The following is a 17,355-nucleotide window of genomic DNA, read 5'->3' as shown; positions in this document are numbered from 1 at the left end:
ACCGCCGCCGCGCGCAATTGCCTCGACAGCCGGGCCACGCGGTCCCAAGGGTGGGCGGGCCGTCCTTGGGAGCTTCACCTTTGGAGTGAATCGAAGGGACGGCGGCCGGGAAACGCCGGCGGTTGAGCGCTACGACAAGCTCGCCATCGTCTACCGCGCCGCGGTCGTCCTGCCCGCCGTGATCACCAGGACCAGGGCATTGCCAGACGCGCCCTAGACGTGCCTTACTGAGTGACCACTGAGCGGGCTGGCCGTGAGGTGAACAGCTGGACCAGCTGTTCGTGCTGAGTGAGCGTCGCGGCCATGGAGGCGAATCGAGTGACGTAGTCGGAGTCGCTCACCGGCTGGCGGCTGCTCGACCACGGCACCGCCCGGCCGGACAAATCCAGCCGTGGGTCGGTCGATGTATCCGCACTGACCGCCGGGCTCCCTGAAGACATGCACGAAGCCGTGACACACTTGCTCCACCAGCGCGCGCGGATCCCCCAGGAAACGGTCGGGCTGAAAGAACTCCGCGCGAATCCCGGCTTGCTGAAAACGGCCGTCCGATTCACCTGACCCGGTCTCCGGTGACTCGCTGATCAAGTATGTTGAGCCCATGGTGAGCCCCGTGACGCACAACGCCTTGTTGGAGACGATGTTGTCGACGCTCGTGGGCGCCGATGTCGATATCGAGCCTGCGAGGATCGCGTTCGAGAGGACCCGGGGCGGTTTCGCCGCCCGGTTCGCTGCGGCGATCGAGGTCCAGCTCGCTGTGGTGGCCAAGCCGGAGGTGGTCATCGACGTCGCTGAGCACCCCGAGGAGCTGGCCAAGGCCGAACTGGCCGAGCTGGTTCGTCCGGCGGCGACGGGGTTCCTGCGGTCGTACCCCACCAAGGGCGAACTGCTCGACGAGCTCGACCGGATCAAACGCCGGCACGAGCGCCGGCCGTCTTGGATTCCCACGGTCGACCGGTACGGCCGTCCGTTGCCCTCGGCCGGCGCCGAGGAAGAGCCATCTTCGGTCTCGGCGGTGGTCGCAAGCTTTCCCGAGCTCGGTGCTGTCACCGTCCAGCTGCCCACGGACGACGAAGACCGACCCGAAGTCCCGGTGCTCACCGGAGGAATCGGCGAGCTGGAAATGGTGCTGCACGCTGTCCTGGGCACGGTTGGTGCCGAGGGAGTACTCGGTGAGCTGCACCTTGATGCGGCAGCCAACGAAGCGCTCGTTCCCGATGAGACGTGCTGGTGGCCCCGGCAGCGAACCGGGCCGGTGCCGGCGGCACACGATCCGGGGGTTGCGAGCGAGCTGCTGGCGACGTGCGCGACCCTCGGCGGCGTCCGGGTGGTCGACGACTCGCCCGAGGTGATCGCGCGAGCCCTCACGGCGGCCGGGGACTGGCGGTTCAGCCGGCGGTGGCGGCTCGACGCCTGGGATCCGACTTCGGACGCCGGAGTGCTGGTCACAGCTCGAGCCGCCTTCGCGGGCTGGGCGCACGAGCGCGGCAGCGGCTTGATCCTTTACGCTTCCGGTGGCGCGTTCCACGCTCACGAAGGGCTGTCGGGATATCCGGGGCCTCTGCACAGCCATCTGCTGTGCGTCACCCGGTCCCGAGCGGGCACGGATGCCATCGACGCCGTGCACCGGGTGACGCTGTCCTGCCCCGGGCCGGACTGGTGTCATCGCGGAGGCTGCGCCGAGACGGTCGAGCCGGAGCTCGACGCTCTGTTGTCGCCGTTGATCGAAGCCGGCCAGACATCCGGCGCCATGACCGGCCAGGATGAAGTGGCCGAGGCGTATCTGCAGCTGTACGGGGCGACGGGGTTCGCCGAGTACGCGGACTCGGTGCTCGACGTCGTGGGCTCGACGCTGTCCGGCGCGGGCTGGGTCGAGCTGGAGCGATCGACCTGGGACGGCGGTTTGGAGGATCTGCTCCTGCGTCGGGCCGAGCACTGCGTGCGGGTGGAGTACGACCCGGTCACCCGGCGGGTGCGGCTGGGAGACGGGAAGCCCTGGCTGGAGTCCAGCCTGGATCTGCTCGCCGAGGACGGGGTGCTCACCGGAACCGAAGGGGCGGAGGACGTGGACACAGGTGACGAGGCGGTCGAGCGTTGGGGCACTGATCTCCTGACCGCGGCCCAGGATCTTCTGCGCGGCGCGATCGAATCGGTGCCTCATCAGGTCGAAAGCACGATACTCGGCCTCCACCCGCACGCGGACGGAGACCTGCGTGGTCCTGAGTCGATGACGCTCGCGACCGAACAGGTCTCTTCCCTGCTGGGGAGGGTGGGTTTGCTCGGCTCTGCGAACTGACTCGACGTCCGGCGCCGGCGAACAGCTGTCCAGGCCCGGGCGCGGCGGCACCCCACGCGGAGCGGATGAGGCGGTGAACGAGTACGGTCCGACGGAGGCCGCGGTCGTGGTGACCGTGCCATCGAGAGGGGAGGCCGGTGACTCCCCGAGGGCAGGATGCTCGATGGCGGGCAGGCCCGGCTGACGCCGTCAGGCAGAGGTGCAGTGCCGCGATACTCCAACGCGAGGGGTACGGGTCGCGGCGACGAGGTGCGGCCGTAGCCGGGTGACCAGATCCGATAGTGACTCGTGCTGTTTGGCTACTCTTGCCGGGCGCGGTCCTGCTCGGGCACCGGACCGGCGAGGAAGTCATAGACTTGATCGACTTCCACCTGCAGTGGAGCTGTCGCCGCTGAACTGGCACCGATTGGTCCCTCCTTTCGTCCGCGCCGAGTAGTTCGCCAACCTGGCGCGGTCGACCGAGCTGCAGGTCAGAGGCAGACTTTCCTGGACTGCTCGTTTCAGCTGGTGCGGGTGGTTCGAACGGGGGTGGCAGCCTGAGGCGTTGATTTGCCCGGGTGACCCTGACTCCGGGCGGTCGTGAACCTGCACGTGCAGGCTTGCGATTATTCACCTTCCTGTCCACTTTTTGTCAACAGATGATCGGAGTCGGCTCGGTCGGCAATTTAAGGAAGAATTAGGGTCAAATGCGTTTTGCTAGGTGCTGAACGTCTGCGATGCTTGTCTTTCGTATGATCCGGCGTCAGACTGTTCGGGCTGACTGTGCTGGTCGGTGAGGGCATGGGGAGGGATGGTATGTCGGACGCAGTGTCTCTGGCGACCATGACGGGGCCGATGATGGCGGCCGCATTCAAGTTCCTTTTCGATCGGGCGAGCGCGTTTCTGGATCGGCGTAACGCGACCGGGGATAAAGTGGAGGACGGTGCGGAAGGGCTCGTCGGAACTGCGGTTGAGCGTGAGTCGGTGGAGAGCATGAGGCGTGCGATGAATGCGCTCGAGGTCTACGACGAGCATGGCTTGCCGTTGCGGTCTGACGACGCAAAGCTAGTCGGGCACTTGGAGACTGTGCTGGACGAACTGCAGCGTATCGAGGGCCGACCCATCGACATTGCCGCTGTGGCCCGGGCTGGCGTGGCGGTGGAGGTTGAAAGCGACGACGTTGAGGGAACAGTGACAGGGCTGGTCGCCGAGGAGATCGGTGAAATCGGGCGTGCCGATGTGCGAGTCCGTACGAGGACGGTCAAGGCTGGCGGCGAGGTTACCGGAATGCGGATCGAGCGGAGGCTGGGATGAGCCTGTTTCGCGACGATCGCCGGGGCCAGCCGGAGCCGGCACGGCCGGATGACCATCGCTGGGACGTCGTGGCATGGCGCGAGAGTGCTGGTTCCGAATCAGGCGGCGCGGAACCGGCGGCTGCGGTCAGTGAGGCATCCGATGACGCAGTTGCGGCTGCTCTGTCCGAGGTGGACGCGGTGTCACCGGCCGCGGCGGCAGCGACTGCGGACGCACTGGCCACTGCAGGCAGGGCAGTGGCGATCGCGAAATCCAACGCAGGCGAAAACACTGCGATCAAAATTGTCAACCATCTGCAGGAGAGTCTTGAGCGGTTCGACGCGGACGAGGGCTACCTGGCCGCCGTGCTGGAGCTGTTCGCACCTCCGGCCGGGTTTGGCAACCGTGTCGCCGAATGGCTGGACTCACCCCTACTGGTCGTCGCCCTGGATCAGGATCGCGGCCGGTTCATTACGGCGCACGCGTTGTTGGCGACCATCCATAAGGAGCGCGGGGTCAAGGTCGGTGCCCTGAGCTTTGGTGGTGGGTCGACGTTCCCGGTCAGGCAGCTGCCGCCACACCGTGACCGGGCCTATGTGGTCGAGGTTCCCGCCGAAGAGGCCGAGTTCAAGCTGCACTCGACGTTCGGCAGCAGCCTGCGTGCACTGCAGGAGAGGCTGCGCAGCCAGTCCTGCTGGATGGTGATGGTGATGAGCGTCGAGCAGTGGAACCGCGCCCAAGCGCAGGTTCCAGGCCTTGTCACCATCCGGGACGGTCGGGTCGACCCGCAGGAGATCGCCCGCCGAGCCTTACGTGTGCGAGACAGCCAGATCCCGGTCGAGCAATGGCTTGCCGACGGGCAGGTAGCGCGCTTGATCACCGGCCAGGTCCCGGCAGAAGTACAGGAGATCGTCGAGCTCATCGTCGCCGCGCAGCAGATGCCGGAGTCGGCGTTCGAGGACGATGGCGCACCGAAAGCGAACCGCGGGGTGGAGGGCGGACTGGTGCGCAGCGCCGACTGGCTGTTCAGCAAGCGCGTCGAGGTGGTCGTCGAAGCGCGCCTGAACTGGCACAAGCGGCTGCTGGAGTGGCATCGCGCGCAGGGGCGGACCGGCATGGAGCGCAATTTTTTGATCTCGGCGGCCGTCCAGAAGGGGGCACCTGTCGCCTACGTGTACACAGGAGCCACCGATCTGGGGCAGACGCTGGGGGAGAGGCACGGACGAAAGACATCGACCGGGCAGGACGTGCCTGGCGTGATCGACTTGGTCGATGCGGTGCAGGCGGACCTCGCCCACGATGGCACGGTCGTGTTCGATCGCGTTGGCTGGGACGACGCGGCGTTACAGTACTTCTGGGTCGACCGGCCGTTGTCGCGCAAGTTGTTTCTCGACTGGTTGGCCGAGCGGGCTGTGCAGTCACACAAGCACGAAGCGCTCGAATCCCTCACCGAGGTACAGCGACGCGCGTTGGCGGCGCGTATCTCCCAGTTGGCGGTCGACTGGGCAGTCCGGCAGGGACGAGCCCAGCCGCTCACGCGGATCGCGGAAGAGTGGTACGACCAAGGGGTGGTGTGGTCGGAGTTCATCGACGTCCTCGATCACGCGGCGGTGCAGCCGAGCACCGCTCGCAGTATTCACCCGATGCTGCTGACCTGGGCGAATGCGCTACCGGGCAGCAAGCAACCCTGCAAGCTGGCCGTGGCAGAGATCTGCTCCCGGCAGTTCGGCAGGAAATACACGGGCAAGGCCCTCATCCGGCTGAAGCATGCGGCGAACTCTGACGATGTGCGCGTTGTCGGCGCGGTGAGGGAGGCCGTGCAGACGTTATGGGACGACGAGAGTGTCCGGCACGCCTTGTTCGCGGCTGTCATCGGATGGTGTGGCGACAACAAGACTGCTGCTGCCGGTCGGCAGTCGTTCCGCACGCTCGCTCTTATGAGTCCTCCGGCCGATTCGCGGCAGCCGTCGTTGTTGATCGAACCTGTCGAGCGCGAGGAGCAGGCGCCCACGGTCGAAGACCTCGCCCGCGGTTGGCGCAGCTTGCTGGCGCCGGGCAACAGTGACGACCATCTGGAAGAGGTACTGCCGTTCTGGCTCGAGGCGGCGGTCGCGTTCCCGGAACATCGCGGGCGGATCGCCGACATCTTGTGCCGGGCGGTGCGGGGGCCGGAGATCGCGGGCGAGGAGTCGCCGCGGAACCGCTTGACGGGGTTGGTACGCCAGTGGAGCAAACGTCCTTCGGTTGAGGCGGAGCAGCGCGAGCAGCTCTACACGCTCATCACCGGGAAGGTGGACGACGACTTCATGGCTTCTCACGGCGCGGCTTCGGGCAGCTGGGCATGACGCGATGGCGGAATCGAGGCCGTGAACCCAATGAGAGGTGGGAGCACCGGGAGTACCTGCCGAGCCGGGATGTCGGCCTATACTTCGATGTCCAGATTCGGTTCTTTGGCATCGCAATAGCCAACGCAGCGCAGAACGGTGAGGTTGGCACGGCCGGCGCCGACCATGTCCGAGAGGCATTCGAGGATGTGACGAGCCGGTCTTCGCTGGTGCGGTGGCAAGCGGTGCGGCAACTGCTGGCGAACCGGCTGATGGAGCGGGTTCCGTTCTCGGTGCCGGGTGCAGAGTTTCGGGAGGCGACCGTAGTTGTCCGAGTACGGTCGGAGGACCTGGAAGCGGCGATGCGAGTGGAACATGCCCGCCACGAACTCGAACTCGACGAGGTCGCGCACCGGCAGATCAAAGCGCGTATGCGGTTCCTTCGGGAGGAGTGTCTGCGGGATCCTGCTGCGGCCGAGCTGTTCGTGTTGCTGCCGCCCTCGCCGCGGCTTACCGGATCCTCACCTGCTGGAGACCCGGACCGGTTGGTGGAGCTGGTGCGAAAATGGGAGCCTGACAGTGGTTGGGTGCGAGCGGCGAAGACGCTCATCGATTTCGGTGACAAGCTGACACCACCACAGCTGGTTATGTTGGGCAACTCCGTTCGCGACGTCATGGCGAGGTTCAGCGAGGCTGAACGAGGACAGCAGTTTGCTGATGCGATGCTGACCGAGTCGCAGGAGCGGCAGGCATCCAAGAACGGATGGACCCATCCAGCCGATGAACCATCGACCGAGTCGAATGGGGTCGCTCGTGGAGCTGATGGACGCTGAACATCGTTGTGTTGCACCAAATGCCGGCGCGTGCCGTGAGGTCTTCAATTTGGAGCCGTGGTGATCATACCGGTCGTAATGGCCCGTGGACTCGACACTGTCAGGAGTGTCGTCCTGGCTGGGATGCGGCCGCGGTTCATACTGAGCTGGGAAGTCAGGAGAGCAGGAATTGCTGGAATCAGTAGGGCTGGTGGTCGCCGCGTTGTCGGCTGGGGCGGCCGCGGGTGCGGGTGGTGCGGCCTCGGCTGCGGTGAGGGACGGGTACGAGGGATTGAAGTCGCTGACGCTCAGAGCGGTGCGACGCTCCCCTTCGACGTCCGAGGACGGACAAGCTGTACTGGAAGCAGGGTTGGCAGTCCCTGAAGCGCACCAAGCCGAGCTTGCGGCGGCGTTGTCCGCAGCCGCTGTCGAGCTGGACGACGAGCTCGTCGCCGCAGCGCGGCACGTCCTAGAGTTGACCGGCCTCGCGGGGGTTTCGGACAGGAGGTATGGGCAGGTGGAGGTGCGGGACAACCAGGGAGTCCAGGTAGGGGACCACAACACGCAGACCAACACCTTCACCTCCTGAGCTACTGTGCCTCGACGCCGCTTTCCCCGCACGGGCCCATCCGAGTATCCGCTCGGCGAGACGTTCGCCGTCGACCACAACCTCGGTGCCCAGGTCGGTGACAACAACGTCCAGCGCAACACCTTCTACGTGCCTGGCGTGAGGACCGCATGGCCGGTGCGCCTGGGTGTGCCCCCGCAGGTCGCGGACCACTACCAGCACCGCGACGCTCGCCGACAGCTGGCGGAAGCCCTGGCGCCAGGCGGAACCGGGGCGCGCGGCCGAAGTGTGGTGGTTTCCGGGCTGGGCGGAGTGGGCAAGTCGCAGCTCGCCGCCCACCACGCGTGGTCGGTATGGCCTGACAGCGCCATCGACCTGGCAGTTTGGATGCCGGTGTTGTCCCGCGACGCGGTGGTCAGCACCTACGCGGAAGCCTCGCGGCAGGTGCTGTCCGGAACGATACCCGACATTGCCCTTCGGGCTCCTGAGGAAGCCGCGCAATTACTGAGGGACTGGCTTGCTGCCACCAGCCGACGTTGGCTGATGGTGCTCGACGACGTGCAGGATCCGCAGGATCTGCATGGACTGTGGCCTCCACACAACGACTCGGGCGAGATCTTGCTGACCTCCCGGCGTCGTGACGCCGCGTTGAACACAGCCACCAGCATGTGGCACCGCGTCATCGAGCTCGGTGTCTACACGGAGACCGAGGCGATCGACTTCCTGACCAAGGCGCTGGCCGGCCACGCCGTCCACGCGGTGGAGCGGATGCAGCTTCAGGGGCTTGCCGAAGACCTCGGACGGCTACCGCTGGCGCTGTCGCAGGCGGTGGCGTTCTTGCACGACAAGCCATTGCTCACCGTCGCCGGCTACCGGCGGCGGCTGGCGGACCGTCGGTATACGCTCGCAGATGTTCTGCCCAGCTCAGCCGAGCTGCCTGACCAGTACGCGGCGACTGTGGACGCGACCTGGTCGCTGTCCATCGAACGCGCCGACCGGCTCCGGCCCCGGGGATTGGCCCGCCCGCTCCTCGAGGTAGCCAGCCTATTGGATCCGCACGGTAGTCCGTTGGCGGTGTTCACCGGCACCGTCATCCGGGATTGCCTGGCCACGGCAGTAGGGCGTGAGGTGGATCAAGAAGCGGTCCAGGACGGGTTGGCGTGTCTGCACCGGCTCAATCTCCTCACATTAGACCCCACCCGGCCGGGTCGGGCGGTGGCGGTGCACCCGCTGGTCCAGCGTGCCGTCCGCGACGCCCTCAGCCCGGCGCACGTCGGGGACCTGGCCCGGCTCACGGCTGATGCGCTGCTAGACCTCTGGCCCGAGTTCGACACCGCCGACCTCGGCGTAGCCCGGACGCTGCGCAGTTGCAGCGAAGCCCTCGACGCCGTCACCGTCTCGGCCCTGTCCCAACCCGACCACCACCCGCTGCTATTCCGCATCGGGCGGTCATTGGCCGAATCAGGGCAGATCACCGCCTCAGCCACCCACTTTCTGCGCCTCTGTCGGGACGCGACCAGCCGGCTGGGGTCAGTCCATCTCCAGACTCTGGCCGCCCGCTGCCATCTCGCCCGTTTGCAGGGGATGGCTGGCGACGCATCCGGTGCTGTCACGGAGTTCGAAGCACTGCGAGCCACGGCCGAAGGTGCGCTTGGGTCGGACGACGATCTCGTGATGGCCATCTGCAACGATCTCGCCCATTGGCGCGACGAGTCAGGCGACTCAGCCGGCGCCATCGCCGGGTACGAGCAGCTCCTCGCCAACCATCAACGCGTACTAGGCCCCGATCACCTGGGCACCCTCTGCAATCGCGGCAACCTCGCTTCCTGCCGGGGTAATGCCGGTGACGCAGTTGGCGCCCTTGCCGATTTAGAAGCTTTGCTGGTCGACCAACTGCGTGTGCTGGGTCCTGACCACTACTCCATCCTGATCACACGCAGACACCTCGCGAGCTTCCGGGGCCAGGCCGGTGACGTACCCGGCGCCATTGCCGAGTACGAGATGCTGCTGGTCGAGCAGCAGCGTGTACTCGGCCCCGACCACCCCAGCACTCTGACTACCCGAAATAATCTCGTCTACTGGCGAAGCTCGGCCGGTGACGCGACCCGTGCCGTCGCCGAAGCGAAAGTGCTGCTGGCCGACCAGCGACGTGTGCTCGAAGCCGACCACCCCGCCCTATTTACCACCCGCGCCAACCTCGCCTCCTGGCGGGGCGAGGCCGGTGACACGGGCGGCGCCGTCGCCGAGCTCGAGGCATTATTAACCGACCAGCGGCGCATCCTGGGTTCGGACCATCCCAAGAACCTGGCTATCCGTGGCATGCTTGCCCGGTGGCGCGGCGAGGGCGGTGACCCGGCCCGCGCGGAGGCCGAGTATGAGTCGGTACTGGCCGACGAGTGCCGCGTACTCGGCTCCGACCATCGTGACACCCTGATCACTCGCAACAACCTCGCCTCCTGGCGCGGCGATGCAGGCGACCTGGCTGGCGCCGTAGCGGACTTGCAAGCCCTCCTGGCGGATTCAGAGCGCGTACTGGGTCCCGGACACAAGTCCACGCTGACCATCCGCAACAACCTCATCTCGTGGCAGATGATTGCAGATCTGCAGTCTTGGCCGGGTTGGTGGAAGAGCCTGGCGATGGAGTGGTGGGCGCACGGAGCCTGAACGACGGCTGATACGGGTCACAACTCGCAGCCCCCCGTCGTTGGTATGAGCCGCTGTCCTTGCGCAACTCGTCAAACTTGCGGGCGTTCCCACGACCCTCCGGTCCGGATAGCGGGCCTTCCTACTCGCACATAGCGGGCGACGGAAGCGTCGCGGGCAGGCCTCATCGCGCAGCTGGTGAACGAGCGCAGCTCCTCGCCGCCGACCAGCTTCCGCCGACGTGAGGGTCGCCGCAGCCACGAAATAGTTGTGACTCTGTGCTACCGTGAGTGCATGATCTCCCCAAACACGGGAGATATTCCACGTATGGGGGTTCAAGTCCCCCCTCGGACACACACGTTACCCACACGGGGAGAGGCAGTCACAGTGACTGCCTCTTTTTGTTGTCGTAGACCACCTGTAGGCCCAGGTCGCGGTAGACCTGCACGCCCCTCTCCGGGGCCCGCGAGTTCAGGTGCCTCGCGACGTCGCCGAGCTGGTCGAGCATCGCGTACACCTCCGCCAGGTCGACCCTGCGTGTCCGGTAGGTGCTTCAGCTCCTCCATCGCGGCCTGCCGCTCAGCCTGTGCGCGCTTCATCGGCTCGACGAAGTTGACGGGGTCCACGCCCGCTTCGATCGCTGCCAGGTGTCGCCGTAGCTTCGCCTCGGCATCCTTCATCCGCTTGTCGGCGGCGGCGCGTCGGCCGTCCACTCGGCCGTCCTGTGACCCGGTCAGCAGCCGTACCGTCTCGTCGCGGTTGTCCGGGTCGAAGATCTGACACAACCACTCGTTGATCGGCGGGACTACGACGTCCTCTCGCAGGTTCACCGTCTTCGGGTGATCGGCCAGCGCTGCCGAGCCCGGCGCCATCGTCCGAGCGATACAGCGGTAGTAGACGCTCTTCCGGATCGCCGCCCCCTGCATCTTCCGGGTACAGATCTCGCACCGCACCAGCCTCTTCAACAGGTACGTGTGCTTCGTGGCTGCCCGATTCCGTTCGAGCTTGGCAATCCCGGGCAAGCCGCCGGCCGCGCGGGACCGGCGCATCAACCGCGCCTGCGTGAACGCCTCGACAGAAACAATCTCCGGGTGCGCGGGTCGCCGCGACCGAACAACGTGATCCGGCGCTGCGCGCTTGAACCGCACGACGTGCCCCGCGCCGACGTCATCCGGATTCAGAAGCGTCTCGTGCTTGGTCCATCGCCCGAAGATCGCATACCCGGGTGTACCGCGGATTCTCCAGGATGGACCGGACGGTGCTCCCTTGCCAGCCATCGGCGAGCCAGTGCCGGTTCTGGTCAGGCCGGCGTTCCGAAGGGCAGGTACTCGCTCCTCATTGAACCCCTTCGCGGTCGCGCGGTCACCGACGCCTTCCACGCCGGAACCCTTCAGCAGCCCTTTCGCGGATTCGGGTGCGGCCCACGATCGACGACGACGTACCCGTACGGCGCTCGGCCGCCCTGGTGTCGCCCTTCGTTGACCACCTGCGCGTCCATCGCCGCACGGACACGAGCCTGGACGTGCTGGCGTTCTGACTCGCTCATCCCACCGAGCACGCTCATGAGCATTTCCGCGCGTCGTACTTTCCGCCCAGCTCGGGCACCCACCGATCCACCCCGTACGCGCGATGAAGTACTGGACCGGGGAGCACGGGTGGCAGAGCTGATCGATCGACGCGAGTGCGGGGTGCGAGACCGCTGTGAGCACGCAATGACGTAGTGTTATTCCCTGGCGTCGACCTGCCGCCGCGACGGCGAGTGCTTGCCGGGCCCGCTCTTGCTGCCGGGCGGCCGGTTCCGGGGGGCGAGCACCAGCGCGACCGCCGCCGCGCAGACCGCGAGACCGAGCAAACCGAGCAGGTCGATCCGCTGGCCGAACAGCAGGAACGCGAAGAGCATGGTGGTCGGCGGGGTCAGGTAGAGCAAGGTGGACACCCGCGTCACCGAGCCGCGCCGCAGCACCAGCCAGTAGCAGCCGTAGCCGCCGAACGTGGACAGCACCACCACCCACGCGACCGCGAACCAGAACGGGCCGGACGCCGAGGGAGCGGCGTGCCCCGTGCCGAGCGCGACGCCGGTGAACAGCACCGCGCTGACCGCGCACTGGATCATCAGGGTGTCCGCCAGCGACGAGCCCTCGGGCGCGCTCCGCTCCAGAAAGCTGGCGCCGACGAGCGCGAGCATCGCCGCGAACGGCAGCAGGTAGGCGGACGGCGCCGCACCGGATCCGCCGGCCAGGTCACCGCCGACGACCAGGGCCACCCCGCCGAGCCCGAGCACCAGCCCGGCCCACTGCCGACGTGCCGCCCGGTCGCCGAGCAGCACGTGCGCGAGCGCCGCCGCCAGGATCGGCTGCAGCGCGGCGATCAACGCGACCGTGCCCGCCGGCACGCCGAGCTGCACGGACCAGACCGTGCCGGCCAGGTAGGCCCCTTGGGACAGTACGCCGAGCGCGGCGTGGACCACCAGTTCCTGCACGGAGAACCGGCGCCGCCGGGTGAGCAGCCACCAGCCGCCCAGCAGCCCAGCAGCGAACAGGAACCGCCACATCAGCAGCGTCTCCGCGGCGGCGTACCTGGTTCCGAGGGTGGCGCCGATGAAGCCGGAGCTCCACATCAGCACGAACCCGGCGCCGGCGACAGCCTCGGAGCGCATTCGCCATCCTCTCGAGTATACTGACCGGTATGGTTACCTGATCATAGGTATACCGGTTGGTGTACTGTCAAGGGCATGCCCGAGGTCACGCTGACACCGGCGGCCGAGAGAATCCTCACGGCCGCCGAAAAGTTGTTCTACGACAACGGGATCCACGCCGTCGGCGTGGACTTGATCGCGGCCGTCGCCGGGGTGACGAAGAAGACGCTGTACGATCGGTTCGGCTCGAAGGACGCCCTGGTCACGTTGTACCTGCGGCGCCGGGACGAGCGCTGGCGGACCCACGTGCTGGCCACCCTCGAGGCGGCGCCGAGGATGAAGCCCGCACGCCGGCCGCTGCTGGTCTTCGACGCCTTGGAGAGCTGGAACGCCGGGAACAGCCGGGGCTGCGCGTTCGTGAACGCGCAGGCCGAGCTGCCCGACCCCGGCCACCCGGCTCGGCCGGTGATCGTCGCACAGAAGCGCTGGCTGCTCGACATCTTCGCAGAGCTGGCCGGCGACGCGGGCTTGCCGAAGCCCAAGCGGCTGGCCGAGTCGCTGTTGATACTGTTCGAGGGCGCACTGGTCGCGGGGTCCGCCGGGGTCCTTCCTACGGCGATCGCCCGGGCACGCGACACCGCGGGCCTGCTCATCGAGCGCGGGTGAGCCGGGCCGCCTCGCGCTGGGAGGTCACGCGGCGGCAGGCGAAAGCCGAAGTGATGCCACTTCGCGGATCAACCTTCAGAAAATTTCCTCAGGCAACACGCACGGTCCCGCTTCGTGCGCGGCGCCGCGAGCAGCACGTCGACATCCGCGCCGGCCAGAGGGCGTCGCAGTGCCCGGATGGTCTTGACTCGCGTTGCACGAAGGACCGGGCGTGGCCTTTCCCATGAACGGCCGGTGACGTTCGGGTACGCGGCTGAGCGCGTGGTCGTCGACCTTGCGAACTGGGTTGTCCGCGTCGTACACCTCGACGGTGACGACGAACTCGAAGAAGCTGGACACCGCAGCGAGAGTTCGCTTGGTCGAGGTTGCCGCGCGGCGCCAGCCCGGCCCGTTGCTGTCACTGGTCACCGCAGCGAGCGTCTGCTGCTTGTCCCTTATTGGAGCGGGAAGGCGCACCAGATAATCCGGGACGCCAGCGATCACCACGGTTCCGACATCGTGGACGTCTACCGCCCATCATTGAGAAACCGGAAGAAGTGAGCCAGGTCCCCGGCATAGCCACGATCGCATGTCGGCGACATCGACCGGTTGTGCAGATGGCGGAGGAACCGGTTCGGAAGCTCCAGACTCGCTCGCTCGTCGGCAAGCTCCCACAGGCTCCTGCCGGTCTCGTCGATGATGCGTTCAGCTCGCAAGAAGGGCTCCCATGTTCGAATGGTCGTGGGGGTGGGGTCGTCGGTGTCGCGCTGGGTCGGCAGATGCATCGTGCTGGTCACGAAGGGCTCCTTCACACGGGCCGGCCGGTCACCGAGCAGATCCGGTGACCGGCCACGAACCCCGCACCACTTCCTTCTCCCTTTCCGCGATGCGGTGGAGAAGGAGCGGAGTGCGGGGTGTCCCGGTCGGGACGCACTCGCCCGAGCGGGGCCGCCCGCGTCGGCGGCAAGCCCGCCCCGCCTGCTAGTCCGCAGCCGAGGCAGCGCATGCGCGGGCTTCCGCCGACGCCAGGCTCCGCTAGAGTGCGTCGGCCCGATCGGCGCTCCCTCCAGGGGAGAGAATCTGCCTCCGCTGGTATCTACCTCGGTCACGCAGAGATCGAAGGCTGTCAGGATGAGAGCCGTCGCTCGCCGGTGTGTTCCAACGCCATCCGGGCAGCTCGGGGCTCACCTCCGTCGAGAAGCCGACGTGGCGTCCGCGTCGCTCGTGGCCGAGCCGTTCTAGCCGCCGTCGGTCTGGGCCATCCAGGTGCGCAGGCAGGACTCGCCGATATTCAGCTGGTGATGTCGGCGGAAAGCAGATGCATCTAGCCCTTGACACTTGAGCTCGTTGTACCGCTCGGGAACGGCTATCCGACCAGCGCGGCGTTGCCCCAGTCCTGGCCCACCTGACGACCGGTCCAGCCGACCGAGCCGTCATAGACCCAGTTGACCAGTCGTCCGTCGTAGGTCACTTCGGTGAACCGGTTTTGTGCGACGCCGGCGATGAACTTGGCGTCTCCCCATCCCTGGCCGACAGTCGAGGGATACCAGTGGACGTCGTCCGTGCTCAGCCAGTCGACCAGCCGTCCGTCGGAGGTCACCTCGACGAACTCGCCGACGCCGACCCCGGTGATGAGCCGCGCGTTCTGCCAATCCTGGCCGATTTGCTGGCTGTGCCAGTTGTCGGTGTAGGTCCACAGCATCAGTTGGCCGGTGTCGGTGACCTCGATGAACTCCGAACCGCCGAGGGCGGCGATGAGCCGGGCGTTGGTCCAGCCGGGGCCGATGTAGTGAGTACCGCTGGTCTCGGTGTTGATCTCCCAGAGGCTGTCCCCACTGACGAACAGGGCCGCGCACTGCGGAGCATCAGTTGACGCCGGGCCGACCCGCGTGGTGAGAGCCCGCCCCGCCCATTGCTGAATGGTGTTGATGCTGAACCGGGAATAGCCGGTGAAGCTTGCGTTGGACTCCCAGCACGAGAAATATCCGGAGGTGTCGATCTCGGTGAAGCCCCACCCGTATGGTGTCTTCGGGGTCACCACCGTGGATGTTTCGGCGGTCGCTGTGCCGTTCGCGGCGATCATCGCCGCCGCGCAGGCGATTCCGGTCAGGACGTTGCGCAATCTCATGGTTTCGCTCCTTTGACTGACTGTGGAACATGCCGACGCTACGTCAAGGTTCTCCAAGTTCCTTCCAGTCGCTGGTTCTGAGGTTTGGAGTGAATTTGGAGGCTCTCCTGGTACGTTGCGCGATGACGCGCCATGAGCGGAGTGAAGATTATGGTCAGAACACTGGTGTCGCGTCGGCGAAGCATGCAATTCGGCAGTCTCATGGCCGTGCTCGCGATCGCGGCGATGGCCGTCATCGTGCCGAACCAACAAGCGGCGGCTGCGGACCAGCCGAGCCAGTGCCCGGCCACAGTGGCACAGGCCGTTTGACGAGGTTCCAACGGCTGACGTGGATCATCGGCGCGGTGTAGAAGGGGCACTAGAGCTTGCCACTGATGGGGGAGGAGAGCGAAATGCCCGGTGAGACAGCTGCATGGCTACCGAAGGTTCCGGACGAGCAGCTGGGGCGGGCGTGGGCGGAGCGGCGGCCGCGGACGGCGGGATTGCACGTGGACACCGCGGCGTGCGGGCGGACGAGCGGGGCGGTCCGGGCCCGGGTGGCGCGGCATCAGGCGGCTGAGGCGAGGCGTGGCGGGTACGTCGCGGAGGTGGCTATCGCGGGTGAGTTGCGCGAGGCTCGTGCGCGGCTGGGGGCGTTGCTGGGGTTCGGTGCGGAGGACGTGGCTTTCACGGAGAGCGCGTCGACGGCGTTGGCGCAGTTGCTGGCGGCGTGGCCGGTGGAAGCCGGTGATGTGGTGTGGGCGCCGCGTTCGGATTGGGGGCCGAGCCTGGCGGCGTTGGCCGACCGGGGGTTGCGGGTCGAGTTGCTGGACGTGGATTCGCGCGGGGTCCTGGACGTGGAGGCGCTGGCTGGGCGGTTGCGGCGGGAGCGTCCGGCGTTGGTGCACGTGACGGCGGCGTTGTCGCATCGGGCGGTGCTGCAGCCGGTCGCCGAGTGTGTGGCGGCGTGTGCGGAGTACGAGGTGCCGGTGGTGCTGGACGCGGCGCAGGCACTGGGGCAGTTCCGGTTGCCGTCGGGCGCGGCGGCGGCGTATGGGACGGGACGCAAGTTTCTGTGCGGGCCGCGTGGTGTGGGGTATGTGGCGGTGGCGGATCCGTGGCAGGGACGGCTGGTACCGCGGGCACCGGCGTTGGCGGCGGGGGCGTGGCCGGGGGAGTCGCGGCCGGTGCGGCGGTTGGAGAGCCGGGAGGCGTTCGTGGCGGGCCGGGCGGGGCTGGCGGTGGCGTTGGCGGAGTTCGAGGAGCTGGGCCCGTCGCGGATCATGCGCCGCCTGGCCGAGGTGGGCGCGGCGACGCGGCGGGCGTTGGCGGAGGTGCCGGGCTGGGCGGTGTGCGACCCGGTCGCGGCGCCGGGAGCGATCGTGGCGCTGCGGCCGGCGGACGACGTCGACCCGGCGGCGGTGCGGGAGCGGCTGGTGCGGCGGGGCGTGGTGTGCTCGGTGGCCGGTGCCGAGCGTGCTCCGCATCATTTGACGGGTTCGTTGCTGCGGTTCAGCCCGCACATCGACGTGACGCCGGACGAGCTCGTCCGGCTCGGTGAGCTCCTGGCTTGCTGCACCGGTCGCTGAGCACACGAACAAGGGAAGTTGTCCTTCGGGTATCGCCCGTGGGCGCCAATCCTGGCTTGGCGGGGAGGTGAGCGAACTCGGCGACGTTCGCACCGCCTCCGCGGCGCCGGACCGTCGTTCAGCGGCTTTGACGGGCGCGTTCGATGTCGTTGATGTGGGCTTCCACCCACTCTCGCAAGCCGCGATCGGGCTCCGCAGGCTGTGGCCGAGCGGGGTGAGCGTGTACTCCACCTGCGGTGGCACCGTCGGGTAGGCGGTGCGGGTGACGAACCCGTCCGCTTCCAGCTGCCGCAGCGTCTGCGTCAGCATCTTCTGCGAAATGCCTTCTATCGGGCGCCGCAGTTCCGTGTAGCGGAGCTGTGTGCCGGGGCGGGTTCCGGAGCACGCGCAGCCACTGGATGCCGATCGTCAGTGTTCCTAACCGCCGGTTAAGCAAGTAGGCACTTCTGCTTACCACCTGATCGGGT

Annotated in this window: 13 protein-coding genes and 1 pseudogene; 8 read left to right on the top strand and 6 right to left on the bottom strand. The window is 67.2% G+C overall.

Translation table 11 applies throughout. The annotated features are described in order from the left end of the window. The first annotated feature begins 610 nt into the window (after positions 1-610). From BT341_RS32145 to fxsT, 5 genes are all read left to right on the top strand, one after another. Complete coding sequence (locus tag BT341_RS32145) at positions 611-2,293, top strand: hypothetical protein (protein ID WP_143168711.1); 1,683 nt, start codon at positions 611-613, stop codon at positions 2,291-2,293. A 795-nt stretch (positions 2,294-3,088) separates the two neighbouring features. Then, positions 3,089-3,586 carry a hypothetical protein gene (locus BT341_RS32140; protein WP_143168710.1) on the top strand — a complete coding sequence of 166 codons (498 nt, stop codon included), beginning with the start codon at positions 3,089-3,091 and terminating at the stop codon, positions 3,584-3,586. Continuing rightward, positions 3,583-5,910: a hypothetical protein gene (locus BT341_RS32135; protein WP_143168709.1), complete on the top strand. Its 2,328-nt coding sequence runs from the start codon at positions 3,583-3,585 to the stop codon at positions 5,908-5,910. Before BT341_RS32140 ends, BT341_RS32135 begins: the two co-directional genes overlap by 4 nt. Continuing rightward, the gene (locus tag BT341_RS44635; RefSeq protein WP_143168708.1) at positions 5,907-6,722 is read left to right on the top strand and encodes a hypothetical protein; all 816 of its coding nucleotides are present in this window, start codon (positions 5,907-5,909) and stop codon (positions 6,720-6,722) included. The genes BT341_RS32135 and BT341_RS44635 overlap by 4 nt, the downstream gene beginning before the upstream one ends. A 574-nt stretch (positions 6,723-7,296) precedes the next feature. Continuing rightward, positions 7,297-9,933: an FxSxx-COOH system tetratricopeptide repeat protein gene (gene fxsT / locus BT341_RS32120; RefSeq protein WP_143168707.1), complete on the top strand. Its 2,637-nt coding sequence runs from the start codon at positions 7,297-7,299 to the stop codon at positions 9,931-9,933. A gap of 314 nt (positions 9,934-10,247) precedes the next feature. Here the strand turns inward: fxsT and BT341_RS44630 are convergent, their stop codons facing one another. Together BT341_RS44630 and BT341_RS32115 are read right to left on the bottom strand one after the other, a co-directional pair. After that, positions 10,248-11,291, bottom strand: a complete 1,044-nt coding sequence (locus BT341_RS44630; protein WP_143168706.1) for a hypothetical protein — start codon at positions 11,289-11,291, stop codon at positions 10,248-10,250. Between the two features lie 344 nt (positions 11,292-11,635). Next, positions 11,636-12,568 (bottom strand): DMT family transporter, encoded by a 933-nt coding sequence (locus BT341_RS32115; RefSeq protein ID WP_072479826.1) that lies wholly within the window; start codon positions 12,566-12,568, stop codon positions 11,636-11,638. Positions 12,569-12,643: 75 nt separating this feature from the next. On the opposite strand from BT341_RS32115, the gene BT341_RS32110 reads away from it, so the two are divergent. After that, complete coding sequence (locus BT341_RS32110) at positions 12,644-13,213, top strand: TetR/AcrR family transcriptional regulator (RefSeq protein ID WP_072479825.1); 570 nt, start codon at positions 12,644-12,646, stop codon at positions 13,211-13,213. A 75-nt stretch (positions 13,214-13,288) separates the two neighbouring features. Here BT341_RS32110 and BT341_RS44625 read toward each other — a convergent pair whose 3' ends face one another. From BT341_RS44625 to BT341_RS32100, 3 genes are all read right to left on the bottom strand, one after another. Then, positions 13,289-13,699, bottom strand: coding sequence for a hypothetical protein (locus tag BT341_RS44625; protein WP_143168705.1), 411 nt, complete (start codon positions 13,697-13,699; stop codon positions 13,289-13,291). A gap of 20 nt (positions 13,700-13,719) precedes the next feature. Beyond that, positions 13,720-13,989: a hypothetical protein gene (locus tag BT341_RS32105; protein WP_143168704.1), complete on the bottom strand. Its 270-nt coding sequence runs from the start codon at positions 13,987-13,989 to the stop codon at positions 13,720-13,722. A gap of 569 nt (positions 13,990-14,558) precedes the next feature. Further along, complete coding sequence (locus BT341_RS32100; protein ID WP_143168703.1) at positions 14,559-15,320, bottom strand: hypothetical protein; 762 nt, start codon at positions 15,318-15,320, stop codon at positions 14,559-14,561. 132 nt (positions 15,321-15,452) lie between these two features. Between BT341_RS32100 and BT341_RS45630 the strand changes: the two genes are divergently transcribed. Beyond that, positions 15,453-15,629, top strand: a complete 177-nt coding sequence (locus BT341_RS45630) for a hypothetical protein (RefSeq protein ID WP_177328952.1) — start codon at positions 15,453-15,455, stop codon at positions 15,627-15,629. Positions 15,630-15,712: 83 nt separating this feature from the next. Then, entirely contained in the window at positions 15,713-16,888 is a 1,176-nt protein-coding gene (locus BT341_RS32095; RefSeq protein ID WP_177328951.1) for an aminotransferase class V-fold PLP-dependent enzyme, read from the top strand. 240 nt (positions 16,889-17,128) lie between these two features. Here the strand turns inward: BT341_RS32095 and BT341_RS47970 are convergent. Beyond that, positions 17,129-17,197: pseudogene (locus BT341_RS47970) on the bottom strand (winged helix-turn-helix transcriptional regulator); the annotation flags it as partial. Between the last annotated feature and the right edge of the window lie 158 nt (positions 17,198-17,355).

The sequence above is a fragment of the Amycolatopsis australiensis genome (assembly GCF_900119165.1).
GTDB lineage: Bacteria > Actinomycetota > Actinomycetes > Mycobacteriales > Pseudonocardiaceae > Amycolatopsis > Amycolatopsis australiensis.
This window is presented reverse-complemented; position numbering and strand designations above follow the sequence as displayed.